The sequence below is a fragment of the Halorientalis brevis genome (assembly GCF_023077655.1).
Genome location: NZ_JALLGV010000002.1, coordinates 46,462 through 65,498 on the forward strand (window position 1 = coordinate 46,462; position 19,037 = coordinate 65,498).

General features: G+C 57.5%; 18 protein-coding genes and 1 pseudogene. 10 read left to right on the top strand and 9 right to left on the bottom strand.

Going from position 1 to position 19,037, the window contains the following annotated elements; translation table 11 throughout:
- The first annotated feature begins 88 nt into the window (after nucleotides 1-88).
- Together MU553_RS04730 and MU553_RS04735 are read left to right on the top strand one after the other, a co-directional pair.
- A complete protein-coding gene (locus MU553_RS04730) occupies nucleotides 89-886 on the top strand; it encodes a hypothetical protein (protein ID WP_247376263.1) in 798 nt (265 codons plus the stop codon).
- A 453-nt stretch (nucleotides 887-1,339) separates the two neighbouring features.
- A complete protein-coding gene (locus MU553_RS04735; protein WP_247376266.1) occupies nucleotides 1,340-2,116 on the top strand; it encodes an Imm49 family immunity protein in 777 nt (258 codons plus the stop codon).
- Nucleotides 2,117-2,310: 194 nt separating this feature from the next.
- Here MU553_RS04735 and MU553_RS04740 read toward each other — a convergent pair whose 3' ends face one another.
- Nucleotides 2,311-3,159 carry a hypothetical protein gene (locus MU553_RS04740; RefSeq protein WP_247376268.1) on the bottom strand — a complete coding sequence of 283 codons (849 nt, stop codon included), beginning with the start codon at nucleotides 3,157-3,159 and terminating at the stop codon, nucleotides 2,311-2,313.
- 524 nt (nucleotides 3,160-3,683) lie between these two features.
- Between MU553_RS04740 and MU553_RS23730 the strand changes: the two are divergent.
- Together MU553_RS23730 and MU553_RS04745 are read left to right on the top strand one after the other, a co-directional pair.
- Nucleotides 3,684-4,089: pseudogene (locus tag MU553_RS23730) on the top strand (tyrosine-type recombinase/integrase); the annotation flags it as partial.
- Between the two features lie 62 nt (nucleotides 4,090-4,151).
- A complete protein-coding gene (locus tag MU553_RS04745; RefSeq protein WP_247376272.1) occupies nucleotides 4,152-4,835 on the top strand; it encodes a hypothetical protein in 684 nt (227 codons plus the stop codon).
- Here MU553_RS04745 and MU553_RS04750 read toward each other — a convergent pair whose 3' ends face one another.
- On the bottom strand, nucleotides 4,836-5,264 hold the full coding sequence (locus MU553_RS04750; RefSeq protein WP_247376276.1) for a hypothetical protein: 429 nt from the start codon (nucleotides 5,262-5,264) through the stop codon (nucleotides 4,836-4,838).
- Between the two features lie 119 nt (nucleotides 5,265-5,383).
- Between MU553_RS04750 and MU553_RS04755 the strand changes: the two genes are divergently transcribed.
- Nucleotides 5,384-6,367, top strand: coding sequence for a hypothetical protein (locus MU553_RS04755; protein ID WP_247376277.1), 984 nt, complete (start codon nucleotides 5,384-5,386; stop codon nucleotides 6,365-6,367).
- A 4-nt stretch (nucleotides 6,368-6,371) separates the two neighbouring features.
- Here MU553_RS04755 and MU553_RS04760 read toward each other — a convergent pair whose 3' ends face one another.
- On the bottom strand, nucleotides 6,372-7,400 hold the full coding sequence (locus MU553_RS04760) for a hypothetical protein (RefSeq protein ID WP_247376280.1): 1,029 nt from the start codon (nucleotides 7,398-7,400) through the stop codon (nucleotides 6,372-6,374).
- Between the two features lie 133 nt (nucleotides 7,401-7,533).
- Here MU553_RS04760 and MU553_RS04765 point away from each other — a divergent pair, with 133 nt between their 5' ends.
- Nucleotides 7,534-8,517 (top strand): hypothetical protein, encoded by a 984-nt coding sequence (locus tag MU553_RS04765; protein ID WP_247376283.1) that lies wholly within the window; start codon nucleotides 7,534-7,536, stop codon nucleotides 8,515-8,517.
- Nucleotides 8,518-9,539: 1,022 nt separating this feature from the next.
- On the opposite strand, the gene MU553_RS04775 is transcribed toward MU553_RS04765, so the two are convergent.
- The 3 genes from MU553_RS04775 to MU553_RS04785 all read right to left on the bottom strand — a co-directional run bounded on the left by MU553_RS04775 (nucleotide 9,540) and on the right by MU553_RS04785 (nucleotide 14,718).
- Nucleotides 9,540-10,079, bottom strand: coding sequence for a hypothetical protein (locus MU553_RS04775; RefSeq protein WP_247376286.1), 540 nt, complete (start codon nucleotides 10,077-10,079; stop codon nucleotides 9,540-9,542).
- 172 nt (nucleotides 10,080-10,251) lie between these two features.
- Complete coding sequence (ddfA, locus tag MU553_RS04780) at nucleotides 10,252-10,515, bottom strand: DdfA family disk-determining factor (RefSeq protein WP_247376288.1); 264 nt, start codon at nucleotides 10,513-10,515, stop codon at nucleotides 10,252-10,254.
- Between the two features lie 381 nt (nucleotides 10,516-10,896).
- Nucleotides 10,897-14,718 (bottom strand): hypothetical protein, encoded by a 3,822-nt coding sequence (locus tag MU553_RS04785; protein WP_247376291.1) that lies wholly within the window; start codon nucleotides 14,716-14,718, stop codon nucleotides 10,897-10,899.
- A gap of 289 nt (nucleotides 14,719-15,007) precedes the next feature.
- Here MU553_RS04785 and MU553_RS04790 point away from each other — a divergent pair, with 289 nt between their 5' ends.
- Entirely contained in the window at nucleotides 15,008-15,733 is a 726-nt protein-coding gene (locus tag MU553_RS04790; RefSeq protein WP_247376292.1) for a competence/damage-inducible protein A, read from the top strand.
- Here MU553_RS04790 and MU553_RS04795 read toward each other — a convergent pair.
- Nucleotides 15,730-16,929, bottom strand: a complete 1,200-nt coding sequence (locus tag MU553_RS04795; protein WP_247376295.1) for a CBS domain-containing protein — start codon at nucleotides 16,927-16,929, stop codon at nucleotides 15,730-15,732. The two genes, MU553_RS04790 and MU553_RS04795, sit on opposite strands and share 4 nt — an antisense overlap.
- Before the next feature lie 96 nt (nucleotides 16,930-17,025).
- Between MU553_RS04795 and MU553_RS04800 the strand changes: the two genes are divergently transcribed.
- Entirely contained in the window at nucleotides 17,026-17,415 is a 390-nt protein-coding gene (locus tag MU553_RS04800; RefSeq protein ID WP_247376298.1) for a cupin domain-containing protein, read from the top strand.
- On the opposite strand, the gene MU553_RS04805 is transcribed toward MU553_RS04800, so the two are convergent.
- Both MU553_RS04805 and MU553_RS23855 read right to left on the bottom strand, forming a co-directional pair.
- The gene (locus tag MU553_RS04805) at nucleotides 17,394-18,035 is read right to left on the bottom strand and encodes a DUF7979 domain-containing protein (protein ID WP_247376300.1); all 642 of its coding nucleotides are present in this window, start codon (nucleotides 18,033-18,035) and stop codon (nucleotides 17,394-17,396) included. The two genes, MU553_RS04800 and MU553_RS04805, sit on opposite strands and share 22 nt — an antisense overlap.
- Before the next feature lie 138 nt (nucleotides 18,036-18,173).
- Nucleotides 18,174-18,377 carry a hypothetical protein gene (locus MU553_RS23855; RefSeq protein ID WP_379813854.1) on the bottom strand — a complete coding sequence of 68 codons (204 nt, stop codon included), beginning with the start codon at nucleotides 18,375-18,377 and terminating at the stop codon, nucleotides 18,174-18,176.
- A 166-nt stretch (nucleotides 18,378-18,543) separates the two neighbouring features.
- Here MU553_RS23855 and MU553_RS04815 point away from each other — a divergent pair, with 166 nt between their 5' ends.
- Both MU553_RS04815 and MU553_RS23520 read left to right on the top strand, forming a co-directional pair.
- Nucleotides 18,544-18,861: a cupin domain-containing protein gene (locus tag MU553_RS04815; RefSeq protein WP_379814037.1), complete on the top strand. Its 318-nt coding sequence runs from the start codon at nucleotides 18,544-18,546 to the stop codon at nucleotides 18,859-18,861.
- A 36-nt stretch (nucleotides 18,862-18,897) separates the two neighbouring features.
- Complete coding sequence (locus MU553_RS23520; RefSeq protein ID WP_282594174.1) at nucleotides 18,898-19,026, top strand: hypothetical protein; 129 nt, start codon at nucleotides 18,898-18,900, stop codon at nucleotides 19,024-19,026.
- Nucleotides 19,027-19,037: the final 11 nt, after the last annotated feature.

The window sequence follows — 19,037 nt, forward strand, 5'->3', positions numbered from 1 at the left end:
ATCTGGGCCTGTTGGTTAGATGTGTTCCATCACTCCTCCCCATTCCTCGTGCGTGTAGGGGCATCAGGCTCGCCGGCTCGGAGGTAGCATGACAGCTCCTTCTTCTGCCGACAGTCCCCGAGACAGCCCCGGTCTTGACGGGACCGACGCACCCGCTGGCGACCAGTCTTCCCTCACCAAGCGGCTGCTCGCCGAGTGCCAGCAACTCCGCGAGACCGTCGAAGACCAACAAGAGATCATCGAGAAGCAACAGCAGACGATCACCGACCAGGTCAGCCGGATCAACGCTCTAGAGGATCGCGTCGACGACCTCGAGGACGACAGCGAGAAGACCCGGGACATCGCCCGGAGTGCCAGCGCCAAGGCCGAGCAGGTCGCCGCCGACACGGACCAGCAAGAAGACGCCGAACAACTCCCCCAGGGCGTCGACCCCTCCTCGTCGCCGCTGGATTTCTTCGCAAACTGCCAGCAGTCCAAGGTCAAGGAGCTGTTCGTCGAGCAGTCCAATCGCGCGAACACCTACCGGGCGATCTGTGTGGCGAAACGCTGGCCGGAGTTTGCCCAGCGACGCACCGATGGGAGTGGCATCTTCTTCACTCGGGACCACCTCGAAACAGCCCTCACGGCGCACCTCGGGAAGCAGCCCCACCGGCAGACGATCCATCGCGTGTGGGACCAGTTGGTGGAGTTAGGTGGTGACGACGTCCGGGTGAAACGCCGGCAGGTCGGCCGGAAACAGGAGCCGAAGGAACTGCTGACGATGGACATGGACACCGCGGAGGGCCTGCTGGACAGCCAGTATCTCGGGTTGGATTTGCTGGAGGCAACGGGCGGGAAAACACGGACGGGTGGCGTCACGCCCGTTGTGACGGAGGTGACCGGCTGAGTCCGTGATGAGCTCGGCGTAGGACCGTCGCGATGACGGTCCGCTGAGGGTGGATGCAGTCAGACGCTCCCGCTGGCCGCAGACGCGTTGGTGTGCCTAGCTGCAGGACTATGCGGGACTCCTCTCGTTTCAGGTGCAGTGAGCGTGGTCGTAACACTGGGATGCTCTTGGTGGTTGTCCTCTGCGTCACAACGCCTGTGACGAACCTTGCAATCCGGCGTGGTGGAGTAGTGGCCCCGGATTGTTTGTGGCTCTTTCACTAACTCGGGTACTCTGGTTTCTACTAATGAGTCACCGTAGTTGTCTGGCGTAATAATGGAGTAAGAGAATGAGGTTCGTGCTTTAATCCGTCCTGTCTTGTCGTAGTGATCTTTTTAGCGTGACCGATATAGAGGCTGAAGTCAGCATGGCGTACACTTTTGTTTCACTGTCTTCCGTGGTATATCAGGGAGGATGTCAAGCAACGAACTATCCGAACTGGTGGAGTCAGAACGCGAACGGTTGCTTGACGGCAAAGACGGAATCGACGCCGCGGTCGTCACCCGACCCACTCGGGCACAAACGGTCGCTGTGGGCCTGCTTGCGCTTGATGATGTCGATGGAGCCAGCGACTGGTTTCGGGCGCTAGTCGAAGAATGGCCAATTTATGCAAACAGCAAATGGGAGTCGAAGTACGAGGAGGAACCACGAAGCCCAGCATCACCGGGGCCATGGAGCGACTACATCAATGGGATATTCGCCGTGCTGCTGGCCCGCCAGAACGTCGAAGACATCGCCGACACGGTATATGCCCGGACTACAGAACCGTTCGTAGATGAACTCGATAAGCGTGAGTTCGCTCACCGAATCGATCTCGCGCGGTCGTTGAGTTCGGCTATCCTCGATAACGACTCCGACGAACAGCACCTCGATACGCTCGAACAGTATGTCGTTGAGCACGGAAGCGACTGGGACAGAGCACGCTATAGCGCCTATATCCAATTCATTCAAGGACTTCTCAACGATTCCAAATCGGATATCTTGGCCGGTATAGAGGGGCTCCTCGATTTCCACCAGACTCACGTCGCCAACGCCCGCGATGCCGACGCCGTTCAGAAAGCCGTCGCTCTTGATGCAACGGCCATGCTTGCACTCGCCCGCCGTGAGGGCATGGCCATCACTGTCGACCACGAGGCTATTCCTGCCCCGCTGAACAACGACGAATACTATCCGGTAAGAAAGGAAAAATAACGGCAGGCAGCACAGGTACTGGAGCCAAGCCTGTGACCGATACGCGCGGTGGATTACATCATCCGGTCAAAGAACTGGTTGCTATCGAGTACTCTCGATTATACCCAGAACGCATTAGCCCAGATATTCAGCTACTGCGTTGTCTGTCAGTAGAACAAAGTAGGATTTGACATAGAACGGTAAATCTCACTGAGTTAATTTTCTCCCTTCCCGCGGTCCACTATGTGTACGTCAACATCATCTTTGGATCGTAACCAATCGATCCTTCGTTCTTGAAATATCTCAAAGTACAATTGACATAAAGGGACAACAGGAAGCGACTTTGCAATCGGAGAGTCAGCATATGCAGAGCACGAATCGGCCAACGTGAGATCATCAAGGTCCTCCCCGATCGCCTCTATAATGGACCCCGGAACGTCTAAGAACAGATGCCTTTGTGAGGGATTGGTCTGTTCCTCCTCTGAACCAAAATTAATTGATTGAGAATGGCCTGTCCCTGGTCGGTATCCAGAATCCACCGGTTTTCCCAGGTGCATTGCATTATTCCGGTTGTCTCTCATATAGGCGTTCAAATCAACAATCCAGCTCTCTTCTGCCCAACTCTCTATACCGAAATCAGATTTGCTCTCGAGTATCTCTTCGATTGATATCGCACCGGCAAGAAACCCTGATAAATTGTATCGAAATGCGCTCTTATCTCCATTCTTCAACTGGTGGAGGAAGTAGTTCATTTGTCCATGCTTGTCCATGATAGCCCGCAGATCCATCTGAGAATTTTCTGAGTAACCAGGAGTGAGTAAGCTGAGTGATGACACTGAGGGCGAAACGTCGACTGAATCCCGCTCAAAATTAATGTCGGTGCTGTACCGACTGTCACGCTTTCCAGTTAACCCGTCCAAAATATAGAGAAATTCTCCCGTCTCAATCAAAATAGAGTCTCTCTGTTCGACTGTCCCGTCTGAATCAATATCCTCGCAGACTTCGATTTCGATAGTCGAACCTTCTGGTACCTCCGCTTCACATATCAGCCCAACATTTGACATTATTAATCTCTATCCCCAATTCCTTATGGATATTCCGACCATCTGAGGTTGCCAAGCGTTGATACCATCCAGTATCTTCTGACCGAAAACTACTGCCACCACGACGCATGAACTAAATCCGATGTGTCTACTCAAATGTGGCGTATTTCCATATTTTAACTGGTTGTCTGGGCTATGGATGTTGTTGGCCAAGTGTGAATTTTAGAACTAGAACTTTGGTGTCGACTGATATAACGGACTACTTATCTAATCCATCGACAGGGTGATATGAGGGCTCCTACTCCCGGCTGCAGCGCCAGCCCCCACGAGACAGACGCCGCCGCAGGCGATCGCTTCAGACTGGCCTATCGGCGAGTATTGTATCCCGGGAGGAGACCGCCCCGATTACTGCGGTGGAAACTACGAATCGGCTGATAAGAACCGAGCGACTGCGCTTGAGTGGTTCCGGCATGTTTACCTCCTCGTGAACAGCAACACGACACTGAGGTCGACGGCGGGTGCCCCGACACCCCGACGGTGGACATACCGAGATTCAGAAAGACTACCCGAATGACAACAGCCCGACCGTGGCGACGTTCGAGCTGGACCCAAGCGGTGACCTACGGTCCGTACGGACGCTCCGAGCGTACCTCGCCGCACGATCTGGTGACAGTCCAGCGTTGTTCCCCTCGCGGAAGTCCGACCGGATGACTGGGAAAGGAATCAATGACGTCGTAAAGCGGTTGGCTGACCGTGCAGGCGTTGAATCCCTACGCCTACGCCGGTCGAGGGAGTGCAACCGATGTGAGCGCCCACACGCTTCGCCACAGTGTTGCGTGGCGGATGCTCCGGGATGAGGACGAAAATAGTCTCTATGATGTGCGAAATCGTTTACGACATGCTACAATTTTAACGACAGAACGGAAGTACGATCACTTTGAGATGATATAGTCATTGACCAAAAGGTTTCATTGCTAGCATTTAAGTTAGAATCGTCTGATGGTTATATCATCATGAAATCAGGTGTCATTGGGATTATTGATGGTGACTTTTCTTCACTTGAATCTGAGCAATACTCGACAACCCATGATGAACAAGAATTAAAGCGTTGTATCGATGTTGAGAATTCTATTGATTTGTCTGATGGCACTCGGGCGATCTCAGGAAGAGCTGCCATTGAGAAGGTAATAAATAAAGAATCTGGACTCATTCAGGGTGGAAAAATCGGGACGACAAAAGAAAAAGAGATAATTGTTGAACAGACTGAGTTCTTGGCTTTCCCTCCACATGTTGTATTGATTAAAAGTGGATCTGGATCATTTACTTTCGATCTTATTGGCCGTCAGACAGGAACACTAATTGACCGTGGAAATCTTAACTTGCGTTCCTTCTATGAAGACCACAAAGACGCTAATGTATGGCAGGCTGGATTCTATGGTACAGACAATAAAGCTAGTAATGGCGTAGTTTATGGGGAAGGAGTAATGGGAGATTCTGAATTTGAGCGTGTGCTTGAAGTCTCAGATCTAAACCAACTGGGTGTTGAATATCCCTATGAAGATGAGCATGTTGCAAAAATAGCTCTAACTGAAAGTGGATATCTCAACCTGCATCAGCCCAGTGACTTTGAGGTTGAAGATTTTGCTGAGTTTTTCCGAGAAGAGGTTCTTAATTACGTAACAAAAAGTTCGGATTAGTCATCTAAGAACCTGGAATGTGGCCTTTTTAACACACTCACCATGGACATCAACTTGAATCATAATACTGCCTTGGAGTTCCTTTTTCCACGGTTCAAGTCTGATAAAAACTGGGAGTATTAAGTCCCGATCAGGGCGGAGAGGTTCAACTAGCTCCCAAGTATCATTTTCCTTTTGAATGGACATACCGATATCGGTATTGACACCCTCTGGAGATTCAACGGATATATTGACTTCGCCCCTTTCAAGAACTCTATCGGTGGTATTATGCAGATGTAGCTTAGCATCTGCCCCAGATGACCTCTGGCTAGGGTATTTTCTAACATCTGCGATAGATGTATTGATAGAGTTCATTTTTTCTAGCGGGGCTCCAATATGTTTCGCCCCTCCAAGGAACCGAAATCTTAAATCACTGTCGAAAGTTTCCACCCATAACTTATTGCTAACCTATATGTCTCTAGCAGAGCTTCAGTAGGGGCTTTCTACACGTGTCATGCCAAATTTTTTTCTAAGTGGCATATGATTGGGTAGCAAGGATGCCGAGTAATATGGACCCTGTTGACAGGGTCATCCGAGTTATTGAAGAATTTGTTAGAGAGAATGGGCATTTACTGACGATGGAAAGAATCCATCGGTCATACTTTGGAGAAGAAGTAGAATTCACGTCATGGTCGGACGCTTACGAGGATTATCATAACCGTAATTGGTCAGAACATGAGGCCAGAGATTTCGTCCGACAGTGTAAACAAATTGTTGAGGGGCCTGGCGATCTTCCTGAGACATACTTCAAAATCATTGACCCCGAGAATATCGATCTACAGACGGTAGAAGAAGAGCTATCGGATATTGCCTATGACCCAGATGCAGAAGGAAGTGACAGAGAGGGGTTTGAATATCGTATTGTCGATGGAGAAGTGGATGGACGATATATCTATACAGATGTCGAAACTCAGGTATCATTTTCTGGCGGCGTCAATGACTATGTTAGTGAAGGTGCAATCGAATTTAGGATAGATCCGTCACAAAATCTCCTAATCCTGGAAACGACACGAGTTGTTGAAGTACAGAAGGCAAAATCGTACTTTAACAGGACAAATTTCAACATTGTCGTTTGCAGAAATCTGACCGCGATGCCAGACGATGCCGTTGATCGAGTAAACTCATTCATAGATTCATTTGCTGAAGAAGTGGAAGAAGAGGGGCCTACCCTGCTAAGTGTTGATGGCGTGAAATTGCATAACCCTCCTAATATGCGTGATGACGAGGAAGATGAAGAAGAAGTATCTCTAAAAAATATCGATTTTAATGGTTCAAATGTTCGGGAACATCCAGAAATCAGGGACCATCTTGACCGGAATTGGATAATCAAGAACATCGAAGCTGCTGTTCACTACGATGATAGCCTGTTCACATTAAAAATGGCTGGTACTGAGGTGATGGGGTATTCAAAAATTGAGGATGTGAATAATTACGACAAGGGGAATGAATTAATAAATGAGGTACGGAGCCGGTATCTGGAGCACATCGCTTAATTGATCATACTTCCCGAATTTCATAGTATACACGTTCAAGCGCATCAGAATACGTCTCTGTTGGTTGCTTATCTAAGTCTTCCTCACTAAACCCTTCAATACGGTTTAAATATGAAATATCGATGCCGCTTGGAACTTCTAGTATTCTGTGTCCCATCTCGTTATATAAAATCACATAATCTTCATTGGGATTATTCTTTAGCGATTTGATCACATCCCAGTCAGTAGCTCTTTCTATAATATCCTCAGGAATTGATAGCCGATCTTCTTCTCCAAGACGAATGTTGAATTCCTGTTTCGCCATATTACTAGCACTTACCACTGATTTCAAGCAGTGACGGCTACTAGACAGCTCTGGACGGATTTGTTTATTGTACTCTCCTGGTGGGTAATGTTCTTCATCATCCCCAATTTCAGGAATTGCAGTGCTGACCGATTCATCTCGGAGATCTACCCAAAGAAGATCTACCTTTTGTCTTTCACCAGGTGAAAGATTCTTTGAAATCTTGTTTTTATCCGCCCATCGTGTATGATATCTCTGATCTCCTACTAAGTCACTCTTCACATGAACAGTACAGTTTTCTGCTGTCCCTCTTCCCTCGTTTTTGACTACAGCGTGTACTCCAACACTGTTGGTAGCTGTTTTATCGTCTCGACCACCACCGAATACCCACCACTGTTCTGGATATTTTACTAATCTCAAATCTTCTAAAACTACATAGGGATTTGACCACTCTTTGTTTAACTCGAATAAGAGAGGTGGCAACGCGCCCAGAAATGAACCGATTATTACGGGCTCTGTGCCCATTATTACTAACACCCAGATGATAACTAAATAAAGGACGAACGTTGTGGTAACCTTTAAAAACTGATAGGACCCCCTCGTTAGCCCTATTAAATCACAAAAGGCCCAGGGGACACTGAAAACAGAGATGTCGAAAAAGTATCTTGCAATGCTATGTTGAATACCAAGCAAGAATACAAATAGTATTAAATGAAATGTGATATGTTGTAAAAGCCCTATGTATGGCACACTCCAATTCCAGCCAAACATCTCGAAAATTTTATTGCTGGCTCCGACACCTACAATACAGCTATACACGGTTTCTATCAAATCTGACTCATTGCCGCAGGTTATTATAACATTGGATGAAAAACATTGACCAATGAATGATGTCGCTGGTTCAGATCCTGTAGATCAGGTTCGAAAGGTCATCCAGGATTACATCCGGCCTAATAACCATCTACTTACGATGGAACGAATTTATGAGAACCAGTTCGGTGAAGAGATATCTTTTAATTCTTGGACTGAAGTATTCGATGAGTACTCTAGTATTGAATGGACCGATACAAAGGCAAAAGAGTTTATCATTCTGACAAAGCATTTTGTTGAGGGGCCTGATGACATATCAGAGACATATTTTGACATCCTGTCTCCCCCAGAACTAACCGTTGACGATCTCTCTCATGAATTGGAACGGGTTCAGTATCAGCCAGAGGCAGAAGGAAAAAATAGAGAAGGATTCCAATTCTCTGTAACAGATGATTTGATCAAAGGAAGATATGTGTATGTAGATATTGACACTCAAGTAACTTTTACCGGAGGGGTGAACGATTTTGTTACTGAGGGGGCCATTGAATTTAGAATTCGACCTGAAGATCAGCTACTCATTATTGAAAGTACTCGCGTTATAGACGTTCAAAAGGCGAAATCTGTATTCGGAAGCCAAACGAACCTCGAAATCTCAGTTTCTGCCAATCTAGTTTTACAACCTGATAACGCTCATGAACGGATGAATTCATTCCTAGACTCTTTCTCAGATGATCTTGAGGAGGAGGAGGGTCCCTCATTGGTCGAGGTGAATTCTGTCTCACTCTATCACCCCGATCCCCAGGAAGACACAGAAGAAATTGACTTTTCTGGATCAAACCTGTGGGAAAGCGAAAACGTTCAAGAACACATTGACAATGGTTGGATAATAAAAGGGATAAAACTAACAATATATTTCCGAGACTCATTATACGATGTTCGTATAGGTGCTGGTGATGTTATGAGCTATTCAACGATTTCAAGCATCAAGAATTTTAAAGACGGAAATGAGTTAATGGATGAAATCAGGGGAAGATTCTTGACACATCTGCGGTCGTAGTCCTGCAACTTGCTATGTTTGTCTAATGGGCCATGCAATATGCCCTTTCTTGTATTAGAGATTGGTCCACTGGGGCGGTGCGGGGAACCGATCGTCGTCGAGAACCAACCGCGTCGGCTTGTGACGTGCGTCCAACTCCCCACGGATGTACAGAAGGCCGTCCATCGTAATATCGTATACTGAGGCTGACAGCGGGGCGGCTAACTCGGCGTATACTAATCGGTCGCATCGATCTCGAATCCTGCCTTCAGAAGCAACGATACTCCGTTCCCGGGCAAGTACGGAGGGCGACGCCCAGCCTTCACTTCGCATGTATTCGAGGATTTTCTCATCCACCTGTTCCATCCAAGGGGCGGACTTTCGACGTGTCATAGGGGGGTGGGGGCTACAACGACTCTTCCGTACCAGCACTGGGACCGCCGTTTGTCTCGAAGGGAGACTCGACATCGTCGGGCGTGCCCTCTGTGGTGTCGATCTCCCCGTCCAAGTACCCCTCTCCCCGTTCTGTGATGACATAGTCGCCATTTCCGAGATGATCGAGAAGCCCGTGCTCAACGAGCTTCTTACACCGGGTGGAAATGTACTGCCGAGAATACCGCACATAGCCGCTATCTTCCCTACGACGAGCACGTCACCCCCGGCCGCCTGTACCCGAATCTCGACGATCTCGGTGACCTGGACCTCGTCGAGAATGGTCGGCGCGACATGCGGACTAACGAGCCACGCTGCCGAAAGCCGGCATTGACGCATTTGCCTGCCGCCGAGAGTGGACGGACACTGAGGAGGTGGTAGTGTGACGGACGAACTGGAACCCATCGCATCCGAGGCGGCCGTCGACCTGTCTCTCGATCAGCGACAATTCGAACTGACGAGGAAATCGTTATTCCGGCTATTGGACGAGTATGGGTCTGCTGTGCAGAGCCTAAACTCGTGAGAGTGATGGAGATGTTGTAATACTCTGCCTCTGCTTCTCGACTCCGTTGTCGTCGGAGATCCCAGACTCACGTCCCCAATCACCCACCCTACTCCCCCGCACCCCTACTCTCACACCGCCGATCAAGCTCGTTCACCACCCACGTCAACCCGGCCTCTTGGTACACCTCGCGCAGCGGGAGCTGCCGGGCGAGCCGAAAAATCCCCCAATCGTTGTCGTGGCCCTGCGTCTGGATCACTGACAGCGGCAGCCGAGGTGGATCCTGTCCCTCGTCGGCGGGCGAGTACTCCACCAGCTCGATCGACGGTCCGTCCACAGCGTACCCCTCCTCGGCAACGGGCGTCAGTTCCAGCGACAGGAGCGCCTCGTCGTACCCGTCCGTCGGGGACTGCAGCGACTCCACTGCGTGGCCGGGACAACGGGCCGCGTCGAGCACCCACCCGTCCGGCGGCGGCGTCAGCGGCGGGGAGACCGTGAGATCGCCGACGCGGATGGCCTCGTAACAGATCCGCGTCTCCGGGTCGATCGGGGTGGCGCCGGAATGGGGATAGTCACACAGAACCTGCCGTCCCATCCGGCCGACTAGCTCGCCGTGCAACTCGCGACGAAGCCGCTCTTCGAGTTCCATCGGGCGGCTGGTCAACGAACTCACGAATATAGGTTCTCATCAAACAGGTCGGGAAGAAAGGACGACACGTCCCGGCCAAGCGGGAGTCGACCGACGTGCGGCCGCAACGCGTGCACGCTGGTGGCCCGATGCCACGGTCCGTCGTGCGAATCCGACTGAGTGCAGTGTCTCGTCACTCACACGGGGCGGCCTCGACGTAGCCATCCGCGTGGACGGTCACGTCATAGCCGCTGTACTGAAAGGACACCGTGCCACGCATCCGCGCGGCATCGCCGGTCGGGGTGAACAACTGGTCGAGCCCAGCAGGATCCACGACGTCGTGGAGCGGGGGCAGGTCCAGCGGCGAGACGTCTTCCTGTCGGGCGATCTCTGTCACGACTTTCTCGGTTGGCGACAACCGTTCGGCTGACTCCGTTACCGACTCAGACTGCTCCATAGCCTGGCTTCTCGCACTGATAGTATGAAGGCCTGACACGTTTTATCCCGCTCGAAGCACACCGGATATTACATATTGTACTGATACGTCCTTGGCGCACCAGTCGGCCCTGTGGCGGGTGGGTGGCGAACACCGCCGGAATGGGTGCTGCTCACACCGATCTGTACCGTGTAATCGACTCTTGCCCCTGTCCCGGTGGTGCTAAGCACCGAATATTATCAGCCCTGACAATCGGAGCGGGTAATAACCCTGGTCGATGACGCCGTCCCTCGGTGCTACCGACCGGGGAACGTAGCGCCCTAGGGTCGCGAGAGCCGGACAGCCAGTGGGGATCACCTGCGCCGACCGGAAGGGTGCAATCGTTCCCACGCGACCGCCCCGTCACGCTCGCCAGTCGGCTTTCGCCAGTTTCCCGCTGAGATGGCGCACCGTGAGGATGTCCGTCGCGCCGTCGGCGTCCAGCTTGAACTCCCGGGGCGCGGTGTTCCGGCTGTACTCCTTCGTCACGCGCGGCTCGTCGTCGGGCGGGTCGTTCAGCGCCGCCAGCACGTCGTGGGCGGCGTCCCGGTTGAGCGTGACCCAGATCGCGGCCTCGGGCTCGCAGGCGGCCATCTTGTCGTAGTCGGCCGGGATCGCCTCGTGACTGTCGTGGTTCAATCGTTCGGCCTCGCCGGTGACGACGACGTTCCCGTCGGCGTCGAGCCCGGCGACGTCCAGCCGGCGCCGCCCGGACTCCCCGCCCTCGGCCGCGTCGTCCCCGCCCATGAACGCCGCCGCGGAGACGCCCTCGGCGAGTTCGTAATAGGGTTGGACCTGGACGACCGGCGAGTCGGGGTCGTCCCGGAACGTCTGGCGGATGTAGCGGTCGAGGACCTCGACCATGTGGACGTGCTGGGCGGACTCTTCGAGGTCGCCCACGCCGTGGCCGTAGTTGACGCCCCGGCGGTAGCTCTCGCCGATGACGTCCCGGTGGTCGGGTGCCACCGAGTACAGCTTGTGGGGTTTGTCGCCGTCCTCTCGGATGACGCCGGCGTCGAGGAGTTCCCGGACGGCGTCTTGCTCGATGCCGACGTACTCGCGCAGCCGGATCATCGAGTCCCAGACGAGGTCGTACTCCAGGCGGTCGAACCGGCCCTGCTGGGCGTTGTAGACGGCCTGGACGAACAGGAGCTGCGTGACCGACCACTCCGACGCGGTGATCTCTTCCGGCGAGAGCTTGAGCGTCAGCTCACACACCGGGACATCGTCCGGGTCGACGTCGGCCAGCGCGTGACAGCACTCGATGGCCCGGCGCATCCCGTCGCTCGTCGGGTCGTAGCGGTTCTCACAGGCCACACACAGCAGGGCGTGGGCCGACTCGTCGTAGCTGACACAGTCGGGCAGGCGCTTGGTGTGCGGGAGCAGCGAATCGACCCGCGTGTCCAGGGTGGCTGACTCGACGTTCTCGTCGCTCACGTCGGGGTCGCCGTCCGCGTCGTCGGTCGACGCATCGTCGTCCTCGTCGTCCGCGAGGTGGGCGGGCGTCTCGTGGGCCAGGACGTACTGCTCGTGGGTGCGCTCGCGAACGCGGGCCAGCGCCTGCTGGAAGGCCCGCTCGTCGGCCCCGGTGAGTGGGTCCGACCCCGCAGGGTGGCCGGCCGGCAACGGCAGGGACTCCGCGAGGAACGGCTGGGGCACCTCGTCGTCGTAGTCCGCACCCGGGCGGACCAGCCACTCGCCAGGTGCCTGCCGGCGCAGCCGCTCGGCGACGTCGTCGACGTCGAGGTCCGCCGAGGACAGCACCCGGGCCAGGCCAGGGTCGTTGCCGACGTTGCCCGCGACGAACGTCCCGGTCTCGTTCAGGATCTCGGTGTAGGTGTCGTTATCGTCGGGGGATTTGAGCTGGCTCACGAACTGCAGATCGAGCGTCAGCGAGAGGCCGAACGACCGCCCCTCCGAGAGGAGCGTGTCGACGATCGCCTTGGCCTCCTCGAGATAGAGGTTCACCAGCGGCAGGTCGGCGTCGTCCGGCGTCCGCTCGTTGCGGCTCTTCAGGGCCGCCCACAGCTGCGAGAGGATGAGCAGCGTGAGCGGATCCTTCACGCGGTCCTCCATGCCCCCGTAGTCGAAGATGAGGACTGCGTCCTCGTCGAGCAGCTCACCGAAGTCCAGCGCCGGGTCATCGGGGCCGGGGACGTGCTCGAACGCCGGGGCGAGCCGGCTGTTGGTGGTGATCTCCTCGGCGCGGTTGAGGGCGCCAGACATCACGTTCTTGAACTGGTTGCGGTCCTTCGCGAGCTGGTTCCCGAAGTACCGGTGCAAGCGGTCGTCGGTGATCGGCGGCGAGCGCTCGGCGAGCGTCTGTCGTAGCGCGGCCTCGAGCGCCTCGTGGGAGTACGCCTTCTCGCCGTGGAGCGAGTCGAACAGCGCCTCGACGTGGGCGCGGAGGGCCTTGCGGGCCTCGGGTCCCCGCTCGTAGGTGTCCTTGGGCATCAGTCCGGCGACGATCTCGACGTACTGGCCGGCGACCCGCGACCGCGCCTCTGGGTACTTGATGCCCGCGTCGAGCAGGCCCTGGATGTCGAAAAACGACAGCGCCGGCACGCCCTCGGTCAGGTCGACGTAGTGGACGTCCTCCAGCGAACCGAACGTCGCGTAGTGAGCCCGGAGGTACTCCCCGGCTGTCGTCCCGCCCTTGGTGGCGAACAGGACGTCGAGCCCGTCGGTCGCCGTGACGTTCGACAGCAGTCCGGTCTGGACGAGGGCGGTCTTCCCCGCGCCGGTGCTCCCGGTGACGACGAGGTGGTGATCCTGGACGTCCGGGCGCAGGAACAGCGGCCGGCCGTACGGCTGGCGGTCATGGGTCAGCGGCATGCACAGCGCCATCCCCGGGGCGCGGTACTGGGCCAGTTGTGCGGGCGGCGGCAACGTGAGGCCGGTCCGGTCGGCCGGCCGCGTCCCGATCGCCCGCTCGCCGTGCGGTGTCAGTCCGTCGCCGTCGACCAGACAGAGCTCCACGAGTTCGTCGGCACCGACGACGATCCCCCGGCTGACGTTGCGCGTCACGGGGAGGTAGGTCCACCACGTTTCGTACGTCGGTGGGTGCAACCGCTGGGCACAGAGATCGTCGAAGAGCTGGTGGCCGGGCGGCTGCTCGTTCAGGGCGTGTGGTTCGTCATCGGTCCGGACGTGACCCCGCAGGTCGTGCGTTTTCGTGCCGAGATGGCCGACGGCAGAGGCCAGGCGCCGGGCCACGTCGTCGGCGTGACCCGGCCGGTCCCGGGTGAGTGCAACCGCGCGTGCGGAGACACAGAACGTCCGGCTCGGGTCACGCTGGCGGATCCCGTCGATCCGTGCCTGGGTGGTCACCGAGGGTTCGTACTCGCGGCGCTCCTCTTTGTCCCGGGGGGAGACCTCCTCCCAGAACTGGTCACCCACCGTGACCAACCCCTCGCGAAGCCCCTCGATGTACGCGTCGGCGTCGACCGACCAGTCGTCGTAGGGGCGACAGACCACCTGATAGAGCACGGGCACCTCGGCGGTGCAGATCGTCTCGACCAGCCTGGCCAGGGGTGCTTTCCCGCCTGCAGACGTCCTCCGCTGCCCGTCACGTGCAGCCCTGTCCTGGATCGTGCCCCCGTCCGCGTCGACTCGCCGGAGCGGCGTCTGCCAGTCCTGGCGATACTCGGCGTGGCCGCGGAACTCGACGCCCGCGGCGTACGGCTCGGTCGGCGTGATCGCCGGGTGCGGGTGCGTGTCACCGGGGGTGGGGAGCGGCAGGTGCTCGTGGCAGCGCCGGGGGTGCCACTCCACGGGGGTCAGTTCGTACGTGTCGGGGAAACACGTCCGCAGGACGGTTTCGAGGGCCGACATGAGGTCGGGCGTGTCCGTCCCGACGAGATAGCGGATCGTTGGGTCCGGCCGGCCATCACTCACGAGCAGCCACTCGACCACCGGCCCATCGCCGCCGTCCGTAAGTCCGTCGAGCAATCCCGTCTCGCTTGCCTCACGCAGCGTCGTGTACAGGTGCTCCATCGCCCGCCTGACGGTCGGGGGATCGAGTGGCCGTTCGCTCGGCCGTACCTCGAGATACGGGCGGTCCTCGATCGGTTCCGGATCGGTCGGTCTCTGTGGCTCATCGTCGACGGGCAAGACGTCGTCGACACTGGCCGGGAGCAGTGCTGTGCCGTCGCTCTCGCGTGTCCGTGCGTGCTCTCGTCCCATTCCTGTCCCCCCTGCAGGACGTTAGCTGGTTATTTTCCACCTCCATGTTCGCTAACTTAAGCGTTCGCGGACCAGCAACATCTCGCGTCGCCCGGGACCGTGACTGCCACCGGAAGGCGGACGTCGGCGTGATACCGAAACCGCGGCTGCTCGCTCGTGTGCCCAGGGGACTCCGGCTCGGGCCACACGCTGACGGGGTGCCGTGTCCCGTCGTGAGTGGTGGCGGCGTTCGCAAACCGGCGTTCGCACAGGGCAATCCCTAATTGCGTGCCGCCCGAGAACACGACAGATGCAGGTCGCACTCGTGACGGTCGGTGACGAACTGCTGGCCGGCGATACGGTGAACACGAACGCCACGTGGCTTGCAGACCAACTCTCAGAGCGTGGCGTCTCGGTCCCGCGCGTCCTCGTGGTCCCCGACGAGCGCGCACCGATCGCCGAGAACGTTCGGGCGTACAGCGACGCGTACGACGCCGTGATCGTCACCGGCGGACTGGGCGGGACGCCCGACGACATCACGATGGCCGCCGTGGCCGAGGCGTTCGACCGCGAGTTGGCCGTCGACGAGTTGGCGCTGGCGGACGTCGAGGAGACGCTGTCGGCTATCGCGGAGAGCTACCCGAACCTGGACGTCGACGCCGAGGCCGAGGCGACCATCCCGGCGGGGAGTCGACCGCTGCTCAACCGCGGCGGGCTCTCGCCGGGCTGTGTCGTCGAGAACGCGTACGTCTTCCCGGGGATTCCCGAGGAGATGAAGACGATGTTCGACACCGTCGCCGACGAGTTCGAGGGCGACGCGGTGTCGGAGTTCCTCTACACCGAACGCCCGGAGGCGAACCTCGTGGACGTGTTGACCGACGCGGACGCGCAGTTCGATGTCTCAGTGGGCTGTTATCCCGACCAGTCGGCGGGGCACAACCGGTTGAAGGTGACCGGGGACGACCCGGACGAGGTCGCGGCCGCTGCCGACTGGGTCGTCGACCAGATCGACGCGAGCGAGGAGCCGCTCGACTAGAAGCGACTCTCGGGCTGGCTGGCGGACGGTTCCGTGCTCTCGTCGCCCTCGTCGGGCTGGCCGCGGTAGGCACCGCTCTGCTTGATGATCGAGAGGGCGGTCATGATGTCCGAGCGCGTGATGATGCCGACGAGGTCCTCGCCGTCCATCACCAGGAGGCGACCCACGCTATTCTGTTGCAGTTGCGTGAGCGCGTCCATCACGTCGGCGTCAGGACTGACCGTTTTCAGGTCGGTCGTCATGATCTCCTCGACGCGGTAGGCGTCGCGTTCGATCTCCTTGACTTCGAGCGCGTCGTCGAGTGCGACGAGGCCGACGATCTCGCCACCCTGCACCACGGGATAGCCGGTGTGCCGCTCGCGGAACATCTGTTCCAGGAGTTCGGCGACGCTGGTCCCGGGGGCGACGGTTTGGACCTGCGTTGCGGGGGTCATGATGTCGCTGACGGTGACGCCCTCGAAGGCGGCGCGCATGACCGTCTGCTGGGCCTCGCCCGAGGCGCCGATGTAGATGAAGAAGGCGATGGCGACCATGAACAGGCCGCCGCCGCCGAACAGGCCGAACAGGCCGAGCAGGATGGCGAAGAACTTCCCCACCTCGGCGGCCCACTGGGTCGCCTTCGCGTAGGGGATCCGGGAAGCGAGCAGCGCGCGGAGGACGCGGCCGCCGTCCATCGGGAAGCCGGGGAGCAGGTTGAAGCCCGCGAGCGCGACGTTCATCAGCGCCAGGTAGCCCAGCAGGAACTTGGCGGCCGGCAGGCTGGTCGGCGTCTGGGTGAACGCGACGTAGGAGCCGACGCCGAGGCCGACGCTGACGATGGGACCGGCGATGGCGATGGCGAGCTCTTGCTTCCAGTCTTCGGGCATCTCGGTGAGCTGGGCGACGCCGCCGAACAGCCAGAGCGTGATGGAGTCGATGGGGTAGCCAAAGCGCATGGCCACCAGCGAGTGCCCCAGTTCGTGGAGGACGACGCCGACGAACAGCCCGACGGCCGCGACGATCCCGAGGACGATCGTCGTCTCGGGGGCGGTGAACGCGTCGGCCGGGATCGCTGCTCCCCAGACGTCGTTCAAAATACCGACCCACTCTCCGACTTGTGCGCTGATGATCCAGGCGAACAGCGGGAGCACCAGCAGGAAGGTCAGGTCGAGTTTGATCGGGATGCCGAACAACTTCCCGATCCGGAAACTTTGCATAAGCGACCCTAGGTGGGGAGTCCCCTTAAACGCGTGTTTGGCGGGCCATCTCCGGGTCGCCACAGACTCTTTGTCTGGGCGCTTCCTCTCTCGGGTATGAGCGACAACAGTGAGCAACCGACGCCGCTGATTCGGGACGCGGAAGACATCGAGTATGAGGACGTGGGGGCAGCCGACGGGATGCGGAAGGGCGTGCTCATCAACGAGGATCACGGCGCGCCGAACCTGGCCATCCGGCGGTTCACGCTCGCGCCCGGCGGCGAGGTGCCGAAACACACCAACGAGATCGAACACGAACAGTACGTCCTGGCCGGCGAGTACACCGTCGGTATCGAGGAGGAGGAGTACACGGTGTCGGCCGGCGACTCGCTGTTCATTCCGGCTAACACTGTTCACTGGTACCGCAACGAGGGCGACGACGAGGGCGCGTTCATCTGTGCCGTGCCGACTGGCGACGACGAAATTCAGGTGTTGGACGAGGACTGATCGTCGACCCCTTCTGTCAGTATGATGGGCACCACGACAACGAGGACGATGAGGAAGAACCACGCCCAGACCGGCAGGAGTACGCCGAGCATCCTGTCGAGGACCCAGTTGAGGGCGACGAGAATCGCGGACCCAAGGAGAATACCGAGTGTCACAACAGGCGGGCGAAGCCGCTGCGCTCGGAGCGACTCGCTTCCGATTCCGAGGAGTACCAGGCCGACCACGCCGAGGAGACCTTTGAGCGCGAGCCACATGACTGCGAGCGGACCGCCACCGATCTTTCCGGTCCAGATTTCGTAGTACGAGCCGTTGTATCGAACGGAGTAGACTTTCTCCTGATCGCCAATGTAATCGAACTCCGGCGGTTTCTGCTCGGCGTCAGTTACGATCGCTTCGTTGTCCGGCGCATTCAGGGCGTCCTGGAAGACGGCTCGTGCCTCCGGTGAGAGCTCATCGTACGCGCGTGGTGTCGAGTCGTTGGGAACTGAGTCGTTTGGCACACGCTCGACAGCGTGATAGTACTCTACCTTCCCCGCGTCCGGGGACAGAACGAACGCGCCACCGAGCGCTGCCAGTCCGATGAGACAGAGCACAACCGCAGGGGCCACGTACCGTTCCATCGCCCGGTCCTTTCTGACATCGAGATAAGTGTTTTCTGCACGTTGACTGGCGGTGTCAGTTTCCGGTGAGTGTCCTTCCCTGTGACCTTCGTGGCTTTCGAGGAACTGAAATACTCGTATCGTCTATCGCGGCACTTGTCACAGCAGGCCGCGCAGGTCGACACGTTGTTCCTCCACGAGGTCGGCGACGACTACCGGGCCGTCGTCGAGCGTGACGACCAACGGCTCTTCCAGGCCGTTCTGGAACTGAAAGAGACCAACGCCGGTCCCCGGCCCGCGAAGTTCCGCATCAAGGAGGGAACCAGTGAGGAGCCGCGCAACCCCGGACGAGTTCGTCGACATCGCGCGCCGAGCGAACCGCATCCGCATCTCCCAGCAGACCTCGCCGCAGGGCCGGGAGGAACTCCAGGCGATGCTCGACGGCTACCAGCTCGACGCCAAGGTCGTCCGCACCTGTCGCCACTGCGCCAGCGACGGCTACTACTCGCCGATCACCTCCGAAACGGCCATCGAAGCCAAGGACGAGCACATCTGTCCGAAGTGTGCCAGCCAGGAACTCGACCGCCAACTGGCGATCCGGCGGTTCACGCTCGCGCCCGGCGGCGAGGTGCCGAAACACACCAACGAGATCGAACACGAACAGTACGTCCTGGCCGGCGAGTACACCGTCGGTATCGGTGACGAGGAGTACACCGTCTCAGCGGGCGACTCGCTGTTCATTCCCGCCAATACTGTCTACTGGTACCGCAACGAGGGCGACGAGGAGGGCGCGTTCATCTGTGCTGTGCCGACCGGGGACGACGAGATCAATCTGACAGAGGAGTGAACCTAGGTTTATTCCCTTCCGGGAGAAGGCCACACTATGGGAAACGATCACGTTTCCAAACCGGACGTCGACGCGCTCGACGACCCTCATCCCATCTGGAAGGTTCTGTTCGTTCTGTTCTGTGCATTCATGCTGCTGTTCTGGGGAGCTGTCTTCCTCGGCTGACTGTAGGTGGG